This is a genomic window from Paucibacter soli (genome assembly GCF_037482845.1).
GTDB classification, from domain to species: Bacteria; Pseudomonadota; Gammaproteobacteria; order Burkholderiales; family Burkholderiaceae_C; genus Paucibacter_B; species Paucibacter_B soli.
Window position 1 is genome coordinate 221,619 of the sequence record NZ_JBBHJW010000001.1, and the last position, 16,420, is coordinate 238,038.

Sequence of the window (16,420 nt, forward strand, 5' to 3'; positions counted from 1 at the left end):
TGTGCTTCCTGCGAAATGAATTGATCGGATTATCGCGCACCAAGGGCTTGCCCTTGGCTCGCCACGGTTATTGGCGGCGGAAATGAAACAAGGCCGCTTGCGCGGCCTTGTTGCGTGCTTGGCCACCAGAGGCCAAGCAGAAGTGTCGATCAGCGCTTGCTGAACTGCTTCCGGCGACGTGCACCGTGCAGACCGACCTTCTTACGCTCGACTTCACGCGCATCACGCGTGACGAAGCCGGCGCGGCTCAGTTCGGGCTTCAGGGCTGCGTCGTAGTCGATCAGCGCGCGGGTGATGCCGTGGCGCACGGCACCGGCCTGACCCGACTCGCCACCACCGTGAACGTTCACCTTGATGTCGAAGGCTTCGCCATTGTTCGTCAGCAGCAGGGGCTGCTTGGCGATCATGATGGACGTTTGACGGCCGAAATAATCAACGATGGCCTTGCCATTGATGGTGATTTGGCCCGTGCCCTTCTTGATGAAGACACGTGCGACCGACGACTTGCGGCGGCCGGTACCATAGTTCCAGTTTCCGATCATCACCGCTCCTTAGATTTCCAGAGCCTTGGGCTGCTGGGCGGCGTGCGGGTGCGAACCACCTGCGTACACCTTCAGCTTCTTCACCATGGCATAGCCCAACGGACCCTTGGGCAGCATGCCCTTGACAGCCTTCTCCAGGGCACGGCCCGGATGCTTGGCTTGCATGTCCTTGAACTTGGTGGCGTAGATGCCACCAGGGAAGCCGCTGTGACGGTAGTACACCTTGTCGGTGGCCTTGTTGCCGGTCACGCGCAGCTTGTCTGCGTTGATGATGACGATGAAATCGCCGGTATCCACGTGAGGCGTGTAAATGGCCTTGTGCTTGCCGCGCAAACGGAGTGCCACTTCGCTGGCAACACGTCCGAGCACCTTGTCGGTGGCGTCAATCACAAACCACTCGTGCGTCACCTCGGCCGGCTTGGCGCTGAAGGTCTTCATGAGTTTCTTTCGATTTGCCGGCCACAAACTGAAGCCGGCGGTCTATTGGCTGATTCAGCCCCTGCGCCTGGTTCGGTGCTGCTTGTTCGTGCGGTTTGACCCGCGCATGCAGCCTCTCACTCCAGCAACAAGGACTTCTTCCCCGCAGCCAAATACGGGAAAGCCCGCAAGTGTACCAGCGAATCCGGGCATGGCCAAGCCCGCCCTAGAGTTCGCGCTCGAGGCCAGTTCCGCGGTCTCCGGTACCATGCGGGTTTCTACGTAGCCCCTGGAGCAAGTCCATGAGTTCGCGCGAACCCTCGGCTCTTGCCGATCCCGCCATCAGCGAGCCCGCGCCCGCCGCCTGGGGGCCAGTTGCCGCCCTGCAGCGCTTTGCCTCCTGGGTGCCGATACGCTCGCTGGCGCGCCGGCATCGTCATCGCATCAACGACCACCTGCTGGCACTCACCGAGCGCGATCGCTATCTGCGCTTCGGCTACCCGGCCTCCGACGAGCAGATCTCGCGCTATGCCAACTCGCTGGATTTCGAGCGCGACGAGGTGTTCGGCATCTTCAATCGGCGGCTCCAACTGGTGGCCATGGCCCACCTGGCCTACGAGCCGGCGCCCCAGCGTCAGGGCAAGCCGGCGATGGCCGAGTTCGGCGTATCGGTGCTGCCAAGCGCGCGCGGCCGCGGCTTCGGCGCTCGCCTGTTCGAGCATGCCGCCCTGCACGCCCGCAACCGCGGCATCGAGACCATGTTCATCCACGCACTGAGCGAGAACGCGCCCATGCTCAAGATCGCGCGCAATGCCGGCGCCACGGTGGAGCGCGACGGCGGCGAGTCGGAGGCCTGGCTGCGCCTGCCGCCCGATTCGGTCTCCTCGCATGTGGGCGAGGCGATCGAGCGCCACCTGGCCGAACTGGACTTCCAGTTCAAGCGCCATGCGCGCGTGCTCGGGGAGCTGATCGACGGCGTTGCCGAGGTCAAGTCCAATTACGACAGCGCCGGCAAGGCCGCCAAGCAATAGCGGCCGCCGGGCGCAATACGCCCATTGCAAGCACAAATCCGGGTTCAACCTCCCCCTCCTTACGGGGGTAGCACCGGAGGCCGGTGTCACGTGGATCCGTTACATTCGGTCAACACGGCGGGCGCTTGACCCCGGGCGCCTGCTTCACCCAACGAGTTCACGAGGGACATGCAAGCCACCGTTCCGTGGATCATCGCGCTGGTTTCAGGCCTGGGCATGCTGGCGATGGCATTGCTCTGGGTGCTGCGCCGCCCGAAGGCATCTGCCAAGCCACTGCCCACGGAATGGTCCCTCACGGCCCGGCCGGTCTTCAGCGCCGATGAACGCCGCGTGTTCCGCCTGCTCAAGGAAGCCCTGCCGCACCATGTGGTGCTGTCCAAGCTGCCGCTGGTGCGCTTCTGCCAGCCCACCGAGGCCAAGGAAGTGCGCTACTGGTACGACCTGCTGGGCGCCACCCATGTCAGTTTCGCGATCTGCAGCCCGAACGGCCGCGTACTCGCCGCGGTGGACCTGGACAACGAACGCAACGGCTCGGGCCGCAGCCTGCAGATCAAGCAATCGGTGCTGGCCGCCTGCCGGGTGCGCTATCTGCGCTGCCCGATCGACAACCTGCCCAGCGCCGCCGAACTGCAACTGCTGGTGCCCTTCAGCAACAACAGCTCGCGCGGCCCGCAGCCTGCGCCGGCCACGCCCTCGCAGTCGCCGCATGGTGGCCGTAGCGTGGGCCGCAGTACCGGCATCAGCAGCAGCACACCGCGCCGCTCCAGCCGCAATGGACTGTGGCAGGACTCTGCCGTGTTCAACGATTCCTTCTTCGCGCCCGACAGCCGCTACGACTCGCTGACCGGCCAGGACGGCCTGCAGCGCAGCCGCCGCGAACTCGCCGCACTGCAGGAGGTCCGCTCACAGCGCTCCACCCTGCCCGACACCATGGCCGGCGATTCGCAATATCCCGACGAAGCGCCCAACGACATCGTCGGCGTTGTCATAGACTCGCCCCGATACGGCAGACGCTAGGCTACGCACCGGCTTCACAGAGCGGCGCCAGACCCCAGGTCGGCGCCGTTTTTGTTTTCTCGCTCATGACACCAGACACCAGCTTTGCCACCCTGACCCCGGAGTTCATGCTCGACGCGCTGGACTCGGTGGGCCTGCGCGCCGACGGCCGCATGCTGCAGCTCAACTCCTATGAGAACCGGGTGCTGCAAGTGCATCTGGAGGATGGCCGCATTGCGGTGGCCAAGTTCTACCGGCCGGGCCGCTGGAGCGATGCGCAAATCCTTGAGGAGCATGGCTTTGCGCACGAACTGGAGTACGCCGAGGTGCCGGTGGCGGCACCCTGGCTGCTGGCCGGGCAGTCCACGCTGGCGCATTACCAGGGCCAGCGCTTTGCCGTCACGCCGCGCCAGGGCGGGCGGGCGCCCGAACTCGAAGACCCCGAGGTGCTGACCTGGATAGGCCGGCTGCTGGCGCGTTTGCATGGCGTGGGGCGTCGCCAACCCTTCGCGCACCGGCTGCGCTGGGCGGGTGCCGAGCCGGGCGTGCTGGCGCGCGACTGGCTGCTGCAGCACCAGAGCGTGCCGCTGGAAATCGCGCCGGCCTGGCAGGCCGTGGTCGATGCCTGCCTGGAGCGTATCCAGCAGGCCTTCGACGCCATCCCCGACCTGCGCCTGCTACGCCTGCATGGCGACTGCCATCCCGGCAACATCCTCTGGACACCGGACAAGGGCCCGCATTTCGTCGACCTGGACGATGCCGCCACCGGCCCGGCGGTACAGGATCTGTGGATGCTGCTCTCGGGCGACGAGATGGCCGCGCGCCAGCAGCTTGCCTGCGTGCTGGAAGGCTATGAATCGGTGGCCGAGTTCGACCACCGCGAGCTCGGCCTGGTCGAGGCGCTACGCACCCTGCGCATGATTCACCACAGCGCCTGGCTGGCCAAGCGCTGGGGCGACCCGGCCTTCCCGATCGCCTTCCCCTGGTTCGGCACACCCAACTACTGGCACGACCAGGTGGCCAAGCTGCGCGAGCAGCTGGAGGCGATGCGGCCGGCGGACGAACCGCCGCCGGACGCTGCCGGCGACGACGATGACTTCGAGTTCGACGCCGGTTTCCGCTGAAACGCCTGCTTAGGCCAGCAAGAGCGCGTTGACACGCCGCACATAGGCGGCCGGGTCTTCCAGCTGTCCACCCTCGGCCAGCAAGGCCTGGTCGAACAGCACCTGGGCCAGCGCGTCGAAATGCGCGCTGCCATCGAGCTTCTTCACCAGCGCATGCTCGGCATTCACCTCCAGCGTGGGCTTGCTTGCCGGCGCGTTCTGGCCGGCCTGCTTGAGCATGCGCGCCAGGTGGGCGCTCATATCGCCCTCTTCCACCACGATGCAGGCGGGTGAGTCGACCAGGCGGGTGGTCACGCGCACATCCTTGGCGCGGTCCTTCAGCGCTTCCTTCAGGCGCTCCAGCACCGGTTTGAAATGCTCGGCGGCTTCCTCGGCGGCCTTCTTCTCGGCCTCGTCCTGCAGCTTGCCCAGATCCACCGCGCCCTTGGCCACCGACTGCAGACTCTTGCCCTCGAACTCGTAGAGGTGCGAGAGCATCCACTCGTCGACACGGTCCACCAGCAGCAGCACCTCGATGCCCTTCTTGCGGAAGATCTCCAGCTGCGGGCTGTTCTTGGCGGCCGCCAGGCTGTCGGCGGTGATGTAGTAGATGACGTCCTGGCCTTCCTTCATGCGCGAGACATAGTCGGCAAAGCTCACGCCCTCGTCGGCCTGGGTGGAGGCAAAGCGGAACAGCTTGGCCAGGCGCTCCTGGTTCTGATGGTCCTCGCCGATGCCTTCCTTGAGCACGGCACCGAAGTCCTTCCAGAAGGCCGCGTACTTGGTGCGTTCGGCGGCGTCCTCGCTGTCGGCCAGCGATTCCAGCATCGAGAGCACGCGCTTGGTCGAGCCCTCGCGGATCGCCTTCACATCGCGGCTTTCCTGCAGCAGCTCGCGCGAGACATTGAGCGGCAGGTCGGCCGAATCGATCACGCCCTTCACAAAGCGCAGATACACGGGCATCAGCGCCTCGGCATCGTCCATGATGAAGACGCGCTTCACATAGAGCTTGACGCCGCCGCGCTTGTCGCGGTTCCACAGATCGAAGGGTGCCTTGGCCGGGATGTAGAGCAGCTGGGTGTATTCGCTGCGGCCCTCCACGCGGTTGTGCGTATAGGCCAGCGGCGCCTCGCTGTCGTAGCTGAGCTGCTTGTAGAACTCCTCGTACTGCTCGGGCGTCACCTCGCTCTTGCTGCGGGCCCACAGGGCCGAGGCCTTGTTGACGCTCTCCCACTCATCGGTCAGCTGCTGCTCGCTCTTCTCCGCATCCCATGTTTCCTTGCGCATCAGGATGGGCAGCGAGATATGGTCGGAGTACTTGCTGATGATGGATTTGAGGCGCCAGGTCTTGAGGAATTCCTCCTCGCCCTCGCGCAGATGCAGGATCACATCGGTGCCGCGGCCGGGCTTGGCGATGCTCTCGACCTCGTAGTCGCCGGTGCCCTCGGAGCTCCAACGCACGCCGTCCTCGGCCTTCAGGCCGGCGCGGCGGGTTTCCACCGTGATGCGGTCGGCCACGATGAAGCCCGAGTAAAAGCCCACGCCAAACTGACCGATCAGGTTGGCGTCCTTCTTCTGGTCGCCCTCCAGCTTGGCCATGAATTCGCGCGTGCCGCTCTTGGCGATGGTACCCAGATGGGCAATCGCTTCCTCGGCGCTCATGCCGATGCCGTTGTCGCTGATGGTGACGGTGCGTTTCTCGGTGTCGAAGGAGACCCGCACTTCCAGATTCGGTTGGTCCTCGAACAACTGGGCGTGGTCCAGGGCCTCGAAGCGCAGCTTGTCGCAGGCGTCCGACGCGTTGGAGACCAGCTCGCGCAGGAAGATTTCCTTGTTGGAATAGAGCGAATGGGTGACCAGGTGCAGGATCTGCTTGACCTCGGCCTGGAAGGAGTGAGTTTGCTTTTCCATAGCTTGTGCTTGTCGATGGTTCTAGAGATTTGAAAGCGCGAAGCGCCGCCAGCGCCCCGCATCTGGGGACGCCCGCGGCGCTTTCAAGAGCGGGATGTCAGTAGGAAACGCTGAGCTTGGGGATGTCCACCTTCAGCAAGGCCTTGCTCAAGGCACCGCTGGCGGCGCGCGCATAGTCCAGGCCGAAGGCCGGATCGCGCAGGGCCTGCGGCCCCACGGCATTGGCCACCGCCAGGATCTTGTCGGCGATCAAGACCTTGCCCGAGCCGCGCATCGGCTCGCAAGCATGCTTGACGAACTGCTCGTCCAGCCACTGGCGCGCGGCATCGTATGAGAGCACCTCGCTGGCGTCGACCACCAGATCGACCTGCTCGTTGGCATCGAACACGACCTTGACCTCACTGCGCATGAACAACTCCTTGCTACGGTTCGGGCCATTGTGGCTCAGCCGCGCGCCGCCTTTACCGCTTCGCTCAAGACTTCGAGAACTTCCAGCGAATCATCCCAGCCCAGGCAGGCGTCGGTGATGCTCTTGCCATACTCCAGCTTGGACGGATCGTCCTTGCCCGGGGTGAACTTCTGTGCGCCATCGTGCAGATGGCTCTCCACCATCACGCCGAAAATGTTCTTGCTGCCGGCCTTGAGCTGGGCCGCGATATCGCGCGCCACCTCCAGTTGGCGCTGGTGCTGCTTGCTGCTGTTGGCATGCGAGCAGTCGATCATCAGCGCGGCGTCGAGCTTGGCGGCGGCCAGGTCCTTGGCCGCGGCGGCCACGCTCTCGGCGTCGTAGTTGGGCGCCTTGCCGCCGCGCAGGATCACATGGCAGTCCCTGTTGCCCTTGGTCTCGACGATGGCCACCTGGCCGTTCTTGTGCACCGAGAGGAAGTGATGCGGGCGCGCCGCGGCCTGGATCGCGTCGGTGGCGATCTTGATATTGCCGTCGGTGCCGTTCTTGAAGCCGATCGGCGCCGAGAGTCCCGAGGCCAGCTCGCGATGCACCTGGCTCTCGGTGGTGCGCGCGCCGATCGCGCCCCAGGAGATCAGGTCGCCGATGTACTGCGGCGAAATCACGTCCAGGAACTCCGAGCCCGCCGGCATGCCGGCGCGGTTGATCTCCAGGAGCAGCTGGCGCGCGATGCGCAGGCCCTCGTCAATGCGGTAGCTCTCGTCCAGATAGGGGTCGTTGATCAGGCCCTTCCAGCCTACCGTGGTGCGCGGCTTCTCGAAGTAGACGCGCATCACGATCTCCAGGGTGTCGGCGTATTTCTCGCGCTGCCCCAGCAGGCGGCGCGCGTACTCCAGCGCCGCGGCCGGGTCGTGGATCGAGCAGGGGCCGATGATGACCAGCAAGCGGTCATCCTTGCGCTGCATGATTCTGCGGATGTTCTGGCGCGTGCCCACCACCAGCTGCTCCATCGGCGTGCCGCGGATCGGGAAGAAGCGGATCAGATGTTCCGGCGGCGGCAGCGGCGTGATGTCGCGGATGCGCTCATCGTCGGTCTGGCTGGTCTTGTCCTGCGGCGAGTACCAGCGTTCGGCCTGGTTCGTCGGCGTGGCGGTCTTGGCGTTCATGGGCTGACCCTGTGGTGAGATGAAGAAGAGACGAAAAAAAACCGCCGGGTGGGGACCCGGCGGTTTTGTAGGATTCGGTCAAGGCGCTTACGCGTTTGCCTCTCCTCCGCCGGTGCGGTGCGAGAACCAAAAAAAGCCAAAAAAATAGGACTTCTGCGAAAGCATGGCTCGAATGTAGAAGCTGGCTCGGCGCGCGGTCAAGCAGGCGTTTGGGCGATGTTGCAACGCGACATCAGCGCCGCGCGCGTACTCAGGCGGTGCCGCCGACGGTCAGGCCGTCGATGCGCAGCGTCGGCTGACCCACGCCCACCGGCACGCTCTGGCCCTCCTTGCCGCACACGCCCACGCCCGTATCCAGGGCCATGTCATTGCCAATCATGCTGACGCGGGTGAGCGCGTCGGGGCCGTTGCCAATGATGGTGGCGCCCTTCACCGGGTACTGGATCTTGCCGTTCTCCACCCAGTAGGCTTCGCTGGCCGAGAAGACGAACTTGCCGGATGTGATATCCACCTGGCCACCACCGAAGTTGGTGGCGTACAGGCCCTTGGCCATGCTGGCGATGATCTCCTGCGGGTCCTTGTCGCCGCCCAGCATATAGGTGTTGGTCATGCGCGGCATCGGCACATGGGCATAGCTCTCGCGCCGGCCGTTGCCGGTGGGCGCCACACGCATCAGGCGGGCATTCATCGCATCCTGGATATAGCCCTTCAGGATGCCGTCCTCGATCAGCACATTGCGCTGCGAGGCGCAGCCCTCGTCGTCCACATTGAGCGAGCCGCGGCGATCCGGCAGCGTGCCGTCGTCCAGCACCGTGACGCCCTTGGCCGCGACGCGCTGGCCGATGCGGCCGGCAAAGGCGCTGGAACCCTTGCGGTTGAAGTCGCCCTCCAGGCCATGGCCCACCGCCTCGTGCAGCAGCACGCCGGGCCAGCCCGGGCCCAGCACCACGGTCATCTCGCCGGCCGGGGCCGGGCGTGATTCCAGATTGGTGAGCGCGGCGCTGACCGCCTGCTCCACATAGCTGGCGATCATGGCGTCGGTGAAATAGGCCAGGCCGAAGCGGCCACCACCGCCGCCGCTGCCCACCTCGCGGCGGCCGTTCTGCTCGGCGATCACGGTGATCGAGAGGCGCACCAGCGGCCGCACATCGGCGGCCAGCGTGCCATCGGCTCGCGCGATCAGCACCACCTCATGTTCGGCCGCCAGGCCGGCCATCACCTGGGCGATGCGCGGGTCCTTGGCGCGCGCCATGCGCTCGGCGCGCTCCAGCAGGGCCACCTTCTCGGTGCTGTCCAGGCTGGCGATCGGGTCGGCCTCGCCGTACAGCGAGCGGCTGCCGGCCACGGTCGAGGTGCTGGGCACCTTGACGCGCTTGCTCTGCCCGGCCGCAGCGATGGTGCGCACGGTGCGTGCCGCATCCAGCAGCGCCGCCTCGGAGATGTCGTCGGAATAGGCAAAGGCGGTCTTCTCGCCCGCCACCGCGCGCACGCCCACGCCCTGGTCGATGCTGAAGCTGCCGCTCTTGACGATGCCCTCCTCCAGGCTCCAGCCCTCGGCGCGGGTGGTCTGGAAATAGAGGTCGGCATCGTCGACACGGTGCTCGGTGATCAGCCGCAGCGCCTGGCTCAGGCTGGCCTCGGTAAGACCGAAGGGCTCCAGCAGTTGGGTGCGTGCCGTGATCAGACGGGCCAGGGTGGGTTCGCGCGAAATCATGGGGCGATTGTAGGAGTCAAGCCCTACCCCAGGCATTCGCAATGGCATCGAAGACCAGGCGCAGGCGCGGCGTGTCGCGCAACTCGCGGTGCGCCGTCAGCCACAGCGGCAGGGGCGGCACCTCCACCTCGGGCAGCACCCGCAGCAGATCGGGGTCGCGCGCCGCCAGCGCCTGCATGCCCACGCCTATGCCCAGACCGGCACGCAGCGCCTCCCACAGCACGAGCTGCTGGTCACAGCGCAGGCAGAAGAACTCGCGCCCCACCTGGAAGCCGGCGGCGGTGAAGCCGCGCAAAAGCTGATCGGATTGATCGAAACCGAGCCAGTCGTGCTCGGCCATGGTCGCGCGCGTGGGCAGTCCCATACGCTCGATGTAGCGGCGGTGCGCATACAGGCCCAGCGGCCAGTCGGCCAGCTTGCGTGCCACCAGGGTGCTCTGCGCCGGCCGCAACATGCGCAGCGCAATATCGGCGCTGCGCTCCAGCAGGTTCTCCACCTCGTTGCTGGCCACCAGCTCGATCTGGATCTCAGGGTGCTGCCGGCGCAGCTGCAGCAGCAGTTCGGGCAGAAAGTGGGCGCTGACGATCTCGCTGGCGGTCAGGCGCACCGTGCCGGCCAGTTGCTGCTCCTGCGCGGCCAGCGCGAGGGCCAGGTCTTGCGCGCCCTCGCGCATGCGTCTTGCGGCTGGCAGCAGGGCCCGCCCAGCGCGGGTCAGGCTCAGGCCGCGGCTGTGGCGCTCGAACAGGCTCTGGCCGAGCTGCAGCTCCAAGGCCGCGAGCTGGCGGCTCAGGCTGGGCTGGCTCAAGCCCAGCAGCGGCGCAGCGCGGCTCAACGAGCCCACCTCGGCGAGCACCAGGAAGGACTGCAGCAGCGACCAATCGATCGGGACGGGCATGGCTTGGCTATTCATTGACGCATGACGGCCATGCAATTACAGCACTTCCGGATAGCCTAGCGCCGCCGCAGACTTCGGCTCATCAACATCCATCGCAGCGAGGCCCGATGCAGCAGACCGTTCTGATCCTTGGCGCCGCCGGCCGGCTCGGCCAGCAGCTCACCCATGCCTTTGCCAACGCCGGCTGGCGCACCCTGGCGCTAAGCCGCAAACCGCTGCCGGCCGCCCTGGCGGCCACCAGCGGCGTGGCGTGGCTCAAGGGCGACGCGCTGGCATCGGCACAGCTGCTGCACGCGGCGCAAGGCGCCAGCGTGGTGATCAATGCACTGAACCCGCCCTACACCGAATGGGAGCGCCTGGCCCTGCCATTGGCCCAGGCCGCGCAAGACCTGGCCCTGCGTCTGGGCGCGCTGCTGATGCTGCCGGGCAATGTCTACAACTTTGGCAACGAGCTGCCCGCCCTGCTGCGGCCCGACACGCCCGAGGTCGGCAACACCGGCAAGGCGCGCATCCGCATCGCCATCGAGGCCAGCATGGCGACGTCCCAGGGGCTGGACTCGGTGGTGCTGCGCGCCGGCGATTTCTTCGGCGGCGCGCAGGGCGGCTCCTGGTTCGACCTGGCCATTGCCAGCCGGCTCAGACGCGGCAAGCTCATCTACCCTGGGCCGCTGGATGTGCAACACGCCTGGGCCTATCTGCCCGATCTGGCGCGCTGCTTCGTACGCCTGGCCGCGCAGCGCGAGCAATTCAGAGGCCATCGCCGCCTGCACTTCGCCGGCCATGCGATCGAGGGTCAGGTCTTGCTGGAGGCAATGCAAAGCATCTGCGCCCGCCCCATCAAGGCTGGCAGCCTACCCTGGGGCCTGATCCGCCTGGCCGCGCCGCTGCTGCCGAGTTGGCGCGCGCTGCTGGAAATGCGCTACCTCTGGCAGCGCCCGCACGCGCTGGATGACGGCGAGCTGCGCCGGCTCATCGGCACGCCGCCGCGCACCGAGCTCGCTCTGGCGTTGCGCCAGAGCCTGCGCGAGCTGGGCCTGGGCGAACTGCTGCGCGATGCCGACCTGGCGCCGGCCTGAGTTTCACGCTTCTTTACAGAGCGCAGGTCGGCGCAGCACTGGCGCCTGGCGTTGTCTGTGCACCCTTCAACAGGAGCACTCAGATGAACACCAACATCCGCATCGCCACCCTGCTTGCGCTGTCCGCACTGGCCGGCCTCAGCCAGGCCCAGAACACGCCGCGCGTGGACCAGCGTGAGGCCCAGCAGCAGGCCCGCATTGCCCAGGGCGCCGCCTCGGGTTCGCTCACCGGCCGGGAAACCCTGCGCCTGGAACGCGAGCAGGCCGCCATCAACAAGACCGAGGCCAATGCCAAGGCAGACGGCGTGGTGACCAAGCATGAGCGCCGCAAGCTGCATCGCATGCAGGACCGTGCCGGCCACGACATCCACCATGCCAAGCACAACGCCAAGGCCGCCAGCGCGCCGAACTAAGGCTCAATCATCACGGGCTTTCTTCATGTCGAGAGCCCGCTCGTAGAGCCGGTTGCGCGAGGCGCCGCTGAGTTCCGCCGCCAGGCCCACGGCCTGCTTGAGCGGCAACTCGGCGTTCAGCAGCAGCTCCAGCGCGCGCAAGGCCGGCTCGGGCAGCTCGGTATCGCCGGCCACCACCGCCGCCGCCGCATGCAGCACCAACACGAATTCGCCGCGCTCGCGCTGCGCATCCGCCGCCAGCCAGGCGGGCATGGCAGCGGCCTTGGCCGTGTAGACCGTCTCGAACTGCTTGGTGAGCTCGCGGCACAGGGTCAGGTCTTGCCCGGGGCAGAGTTCGGCCAGCAAATCGACCAGCGCCGCGATGCGGTGCGGCGCCTCGAACAGCACCTGGCTGTAGGGCTGCCCCACCAGGGCCTGGGCCGCGTTGCGGCGCTCCTGCGCCTTGGTGGGCAGGAAGCCGACAAAGCGGAATCCGGCGCTGGCGGTGTCGCCGCTGGCGCTCAAGGCCGTCACCACGCTGCTGGCGCCCGGAATGGGCAGCACGCGCAGGCCGGCGGCGGCCACCGCCGCCACCAGCACCGCGCCGGGGTCCGAAACCGCCGGCGTGCCAGCATCGCTGATATAGGCCAGCCGCTCGCCGCGCTGCAGGCGCGCCACCACCTGGGCCGCGCCCTCATGCTCGTTGTGCTGGTGCAGCGCGATCAAGGGCTTGTGCAGGCCCAGATGCCGCATCAGGCCGGCGCTGACGCGCGTGTCCTCGCAGGCCACCGCATCCACCAGCCCCAGCACATGGGCGGCACGGAAGGACATATCCGCCAGATTGCCGATGGGCGTGGCCACCACATACAGCGTGGCGGCGGGATACTGCTGCATGCCAGCCGCCGCAGCGGCGGCCTGCATCAGCAGGGAGGCGTCTATGTTCAAGTGGAGCTCCACGAAAGCGCAGGGCGATGCGGCCGAAGACCGCGCCCTGCATTACCTCCAGCAACAGGGCTTGAGGCTGGTGAGGCGCAATTATCGGGTGGCGCGCGGGCCGCATGCACGCGGCGGCGAGGTCGACCTGATCATGCTGGATCGCGACGGCACGCTGGTGTTCGTCGAGGTGCGGGCACGCGCCAGCGCCAGCCATGGCGGTGCGGCGGCCAGCGTCAGCGGCGCCAAGCAGCGTCGCATCGTGTACGCGGCCCGTCATTACCTGCTGCGCCAGGCCACGCCGCCACCCTGCCGTTTCGATGTGCTGGCGCTGGACGGCGAGACCATCACCTGGTTGCCCGCCGCCTTCGACGCCGACCAAGGGTAGACCCTGCGCTCGCTTATGATGCCGCCACATGCTTGAACAACGCATACAGCAACAATTCTTCGAAAGCGCCGACCTGCTCTACCAAGTGGCCGAGGCGCTGTCCCGCCCCGTCGCCACCGCGGCGCAAATGCTGGTGGACGGCATCACCGGCGGGGGTCGCGTGCTGTGCTGCGGCCTCGGCGCCTCGGCGCTGGATGCCAGCTATATGGCGGCCCTGCTGGTGGGCCGCTTCGAACAGGACCGGCCCGGCCTGGCCGCCTGGAACCTCGATGCCCAGGCCCAGCTGGGCACCAGCACCCCCGACAGCGCCGCCGCGCTGACGCGCCAGATCCAGACCCTTGGTCATCCCGGCGACCTGCTGCTGCTGTTCGAGGCCCAGGCCGCCAACGCCCATGCGCTCAAGCCCTTGCTGGACGCGGCGCATGCACAGGACATGAGCGTGATCGCCCTCACCGGCAGCCAGGACGAGGAAATCCGCGGCCTGCTGCTCGACACCGATGTGCAGCTGAAGGTGCCGCACAGCCGCCAGGCCCGCGTGGCCGAGGCGCACCGACTGCTGGCGCACTGCCTTTGCGACGCCGTCGATCTGCAACTGCTGGGCGCTGGCGAATAGCGCCCCCTCAAGCCAACCAAACTCCAATCATGATCGCTTCGATGCACCAGAACCCTCGCCGCATGGCCTTGTTGGGCGCCCTCGCCGCTGCCGTGCTGAGCAGTGCCTGCGCGCCCCTGGTGGTGGGCGGTGCGATGGTGGGCGGCGCGCTGATGGCCACCGACCGCCGCACCTCGGGTACGCAGGTGGAAGACGAGGGCATCGAGTTCAAGGTCGGCGCCCGCCTGCGCGAGCAGCTGGGCGATCGCGTGCACATCAATGTCAACAGCTACAACCGCATGGTGCTGTTGACGGGTGAGACCCGCAACGACGAAGACCGCACGCGCGCCGAGCAGATCGCCGCCCAGGTGGAGAACGTCAACCGCGTGCTCAATGAGGTGGGCGTGGGCATGCTGAGTTCGATCTCCAGCCGCTCCAACGATGTCTTCATCGCCGGCAAGGTCAAGGCCAGCTTGGTCGATGCACGCGACCTGATGTCCAACGCCTTCTACACGGTGGTAGAGCGCGGCAACGTCTACCTGTTGGGGCGCGTCACCGAACGCGAGGCGCATCGCGCCACCGAAGTGGCGCGCGGCGTCAGCGGCGTGCTGAAGGTAGTGCGCGCCTTCGAGATCATCAGCGAGGAAGAGCTGGCTCGTATTACACCGAAACCCGCACCGACGAAGTAGGCGAAGGTCTACCCAGCGGAGCCCGAGGATCCGGCTCCGCCGGTCCTGCGGGCTCGCCCCCTTGAGGGGGCGAGCGCAGCGCGCAGGGGGTGGGCCCTATGTCAGCCGTTTGATGAGGCTGGAGGTATCCCAGCGCCCGCCACCCAGGGCCTGCACATCGGCGTAGAACTGGTCCACCACCGCGGTGACCGGCAGGCGCGCACCGTTGCGGCGCGCCTCGTCCAGCACCAGGCCCAGGTCCTTGCGCATCCAGTCCACCGCGAAGCCGAAGTTGAACTGATCGTCCACCATGGTCTTGCCGCGGTTGTCCATCTGCCAGCTCTGCGCCGCGCCCTTGCCGATCACGTCCAGCACCAGCTTCATGTCCAGGCCCGCCTGCTGACCGAAGGCGATCGCTTCCGCGAGACCTTGCACCAGGCCGGCAATACAGATCTGGTTCACCATCTTGGCGAGCTGGCCGGCGCCGGGCGCACCCACCAGGGTGACCGCGCGGGCAAAGGCCAGCGCCACCGGCTGGGCCGCCGCGAAGGCTTCGGCGTCGCCGCCGCACATCACCGTGAGGGCGCCGTTCACCGCCCCCGCCTGGCCACCCGACACGGGCGCATCGATGAATTGCAGGCCGCGTTCGCGCGCGGCTGCGTGCAGCTCACGCGCCACCTCGGCCGAGGCGGTAGTGTGATCGACAAACACCGCGCCGGCCGCCATGCCGGCGAAGGCGCCCTGCTCGCCCAGCACCACCGAGCGCAGATCGTCGTCGTTGCCGACGCAGGCAAACACGAACTCGGCGCCGGCCGCCGCCGCCGCGGGCGTGGGCGCGCTCGCGCCACCGTACTCGCTCACCCAGGCCTGGGCCTTGGCCGGCGTGCGGTTGTAGACCGTGACGCGATGGCCGGCGCGCGCCAGATGGCCGGCCATGGGATAACCCATCACGCCGAGGCCGAGAAACGCCAGCTGGCGTGGCGCGATGGGGTCGTAATTGCGAGCGGGTGCGTTCATGCACCCAACTCTAAACGATGCTCAGATGCTCGGTCCCGGAGGAGAGGTCGCCGCTGCGCGCGCGTTCGCTGTTCAGCTTGATCTGCAGGCGCAGATCGTTCACCGAGTCGGCGTTGCGCAGCGCGTCTTCGTAGTTGACGCGGCCGAACTCGTAGAGGTCGAACAGGGCCTGATCGAAGGTCTGCATGCCCTGCTCGCGCGAGCGCTTCATGATCTCCTTGATCTCGCCCACCTCGCCCTTGAAGATCAGGTCGGAGATCAGCGGCGTGTTGAGCAGGATCTCGACCGCGGCGACGCGGCCCTTGCCCTCGCGGCGCGGCAGCAGGCGCTGCGAGATGATGGAGCGCAGGTTCAGCGACAGGTCCATCAGCAGCTGGGCGCGCCGCTCCTCGGGGAAAAAGTTGATGATGCGGTCGAGCGCCTGGTTGGCGCTGTTGGCGTGCAGGGTGGCCATGCAGAGGTGGCCGGTCTCGGCAAAGGCCACCGCATGCTCCATGGTCTCGCGGTCGCGGATCTCGCCCATCAGGATCACGTCGGGCGCCTGGCGCAGCGTGTTCTTCAGCGCCATCTCCCAGTTGTCGGTGTCGATGCCGACCTCGCGCTGGGTGACGATGCAGTTCTTGTGCGGATGCACGAACTCGACCGGGTCCTCGATCGTGATGATGTGGCCGTAGGTGCTCTCGTTGCGATGGTCGATCATCGCCGCCAGCGTGGTGCTCTTGCCCGAGCCGGTGGCACCCACCACGATCACCAGGCCGCGCTTGGTCTGCACCACCTCGTTGAGGATGGGCGGCAGCTCCAGCGAGGCAATCGTCGGCAGCGAGGCCGGGATGGTGCGCAGCACCAGGCCCACATGGCCCTGCTGCATGAAAGCATTGCAGCGGAAGCGCCCTATGCCCTGCGGCGAGATGGCGAAATTGCATTCCTTGGTGCGCTCGAACTCGGCCGCCTGCTTGTCGTTCATGATGGAACGCGCCAGCTGCAGGGTGTGCTGGCCGGTGAGCGGCTGCGGCGAAACCTTGGTGACCTTGCCGTCGACCTTGATGGCGGGCGGGAAGTCGGCAGTGAGGAAGAGATCCGAGCCCTTACGCGACACCATCAGGCGCAGCAGATCATTGATGAACTTTGACGCCTGGTCGCGTTCCATACGAACTCCTTAAAATTCCGAAACGC

18 protein-coding genes are annotated in these 16,420 nt (G+C 66.9%); 8 read left to right on the forward strand and 10 right to left on the reverse strand.

Annotated elements, in window-relative coordinates; genetic code table 11:
• Positions 1 to 149: 149 nt before the first annotated feature.
• Complete coding sequence (rpsI, locus tag WG898_RS01060; RefSeq protein ID WP_339600928.1) at positions 150 to 542, reverse strand: 30S ribosomal protein S9; 393 nt, start codon at positions 540 to 542, stop codon at positions 150 to 152.
• A gap of 9 nt (positions 543 to 551) precedes the next feature.
• Complete coding sequence (gene rplM / locus WG898_RS01065) at positions 552 to 980, reverse strand: 50S ribosomal protein L13 (protein WP_285230858.1); 429 nt, start codon at positions 978 to 980, stop codon at positions 552 to 554.
• A 281-nt stretch (positions 981 to 1,261) separates the two neighbouring features.
• On the opposite strand from rplM, the gene WG898_RS01070 reads away from it, so the two are divergent.
• From WG898_RS01070 to WG898_RS01080, 3 genes are all read left to right on the forward strand, one after another.
• Positions 1,262 to 1,990: a GNAT family N-acetyltransferase gene (locus tag WG898_RS01070; RefSeq protein ID WP_339600929.1), complete on the forward strand. Its 729-nt coding sequence runs from the start codon at positions 1,262 to 1,264 to the stop codon at positions 1,988 to 1,990.
• A gap of 168 nt (positions 1,991 to 2,158) precedes the next feature.
• On the forward strand, positions 2,159 to 3,007 hold the full coding sequence (locus tag WG898_RS01075) for a DUF2726 domain-containing protein (RefSeq protein ID WP_339600930.1): 849 nt from the start codon (positions 2,159 to 2,161) through the stop codon (positions 3,005 to 3,007).
• Positions 3,008 to 3,072: 65 nt separating this feature from the next.
• The gene (locus WG898_RS01080; protein WP_339600931.1) at positions 3,073 to 4,110 is read left to right on the forward strand and encodes a serine/threonine protein kinase; all 1,038 of its coding nucleotides are present in this window, start codon (positions 3,073 to 3,075) and stop codon (positions 4,108 to 4,110) included.
• 9 nt (positions 4,111 to 4,119) lie between these two features.
• Here the strand turns inward: WG898_RS01080 and htpG are convergent, their stop codons facing one another.
• The 5 genes from htpG to WG898_RS01105 all read right to left on the reverse strand — a co-directional run bounded on the left by htpG (position 4,120) and on the right by WG898_RS01105 (position 10,181).
• Positions 4,120 to 6,000, reverse strand: a complete 1,881-nt coding sequence (gene htpG / locus WG898_RS01085) for a molecular chaperone HtpG (protein WP_339600932.1) — start codon at positions 5,998 to 6,000, stop codon at positions 4,120 to 4,122.
• Positions 6,001 to 6,097: 97 nt separating this feature from the next.
• Positions 6,098 to 6,409: a hypothetical protein gene (locus tag WG898_RS01090; protein WP_339600933.1), complete on the reverse strand. Its 312-nt coding sequence runs from the start codon at positions 6,407 to 6,409 to the stop codon at positions 6,098 to 6,100.
• Between the two features lie 35 nt (positions 6,410 to 6,444).
• Positions 6,445 to 7,572 carry a 3-deoxy-7-phosphoheptulonate synthase gene (locus WG898_RS01095; protein WP_339600934.1) on the reverse strand — a complete coding sequence of 376 codons (1,128 nt, stop codon included), beginning with the start codon at positions 7,570 to 7,572 and terminating at the stop codon, positions 6,445 to 6,447.
• A 250-nt stretch (positions 7,573 to 7,822) separates the two neighbouring features.
• Entirely contained in the window at positions 7,823 to 9,286 is a 1,464-nt protein-coding gene (gene tldD / locus WG898_RS01100) for a metalloprotease TldD (protein WP_339600935.1), read from the reverse strand.
• A gap of 16 nt (positions 9,287 to 9,302) precedes the next feature.
• Entirely contained in the window at positions 9,303 to 10,181 is an 879-nt protein-coding gene (locus WG898_RS01105; RefSeq protein ID WP_339600936.1) for a LysR family transcriptional regulator, read from the reverse strand.
• Between the two features lie 107 nt (positions 10,182 to 10,288).
• Here WG898_RS01105 and WG898_RS01110 point away from each other — a divergent pair, with 107 nt between their 5' ends.
• Together WG898_RS01110 and WG898_RS01115 are read left to right on the forward strand one after the other, a co-directional pair.
• Positions 10,289 to 11,257, forward strand: a complete 969-nt coding sequence (locus WG898_RS01110) for an NAD-dependent epimerase/dehydratase family protein (RefSeq protein WP_339600937.1) — start codon at positions 10,289 to 10,291, stop codon at positions 11,255 to 11,257.
• An 83-nt stretch (positions 11,258 to 11,340) separates the two neighbouring features.
• Positions 11,341 to 11,670, forward strand: coding sequence for a hypothetical protein (locus tag WG898_RS01115; RefSeq protein WP_339600938.1), 330 nt, complete (start codon positions 11,341 to 11,343; stop codon positions 11,668 to 11,670).
• Positions 11,671 to 11,673: 3 nt separating this feature from the next.
• On the opposite strand, the gene rsmI is transcribed toward WG898_RS01115, so the two are convergent.
• Positions 11,674 to 12,594, reverse strand: a complete 921-nt coding sequence (rsmI, locus tag WG898_RS01120; protein ID WP_339600939.1) for a 16S rRNA (cytidine(1402)-2'-O)-methyltransferase — start codon at positions 12,592 to 12,594, stop codon at positions 11,674 to 11,676.
• Here rsmI and WG898_RS01125 point away from each other — a divergent pair.
• From WG898_RS01125 to WG898_RS01135, 3 genes are read left to right on the forward strand one after another with little or no spacing between them, the layout of a single operon-like run.
• Positions 12,587 to 12,970 (forward strand): YraN family protein, encoded by a 384-nt coding sequence (locus WG898_RS01125; RefSeq protein WP_339600940.1) that lies wholly within the window; start codon positions 12,587 to 12,589, stop codon positions 12,968 to 12,970. The genes rsmI and WG898_RS01125 overlap by 8 nt on opposite strands.
• Positions 12,971 to 12,998: 28 nt before the next feature.
• A complete protein-coding gene (locus tag WG898_RS01130) occupies positions 12,999 to 13,583 on the forward strand; it encodes an SIS domain-containing protein (protein ID WP_339600941.1) in 585 nt (194 codons plus the stop codon).
• A 41-nt stretch (positions 13,584 to 13,624) separates the two neighbouring features.
• Positions 13,625 to 14,251 (forward strand): BON domain-containing protein, encoded by a 627-nt coding sequence (locus WG898_RS01135; protein WP_339600942.1) that lies wholly within the window; start codon positions 13,625 to 13,627, stop codon positions 14,249 to 14,251.
• Positions 14,252 to 14,347: 96 nt separating this feature from the next.
• Here the strand turns inward: WG898_RS01135 and WG898_RS01140 are convergent, their stop codons facing one another.
• Positions 14,348 to 15,247, reverse strand: a complete 900-nt coding sequence (locus WG898_RS01140; RefSeq protein ID WP_339600943.1) for an NAD(P)-dependent oxidoreductase — start codon at positions 15,245 to 15,247, stop codon at positions 14,348 to 14,350.
• Positions 15,248 to 15,257: 10 nt separating this feature from the next.
• Positions 15,258 to 16,394, reverse strand: coding sequence for a PilT/PilU family type 4a pilus ATPase (locus WG898_RS01145; protein WP_339600944.1), 1,137 nt, complete (start codon positions 16,392 to 16,394; stop codon positions 15,258 to 15,260).
• Positions 16,395 to 16,420 lie beyond the last annotated feature (26 nt).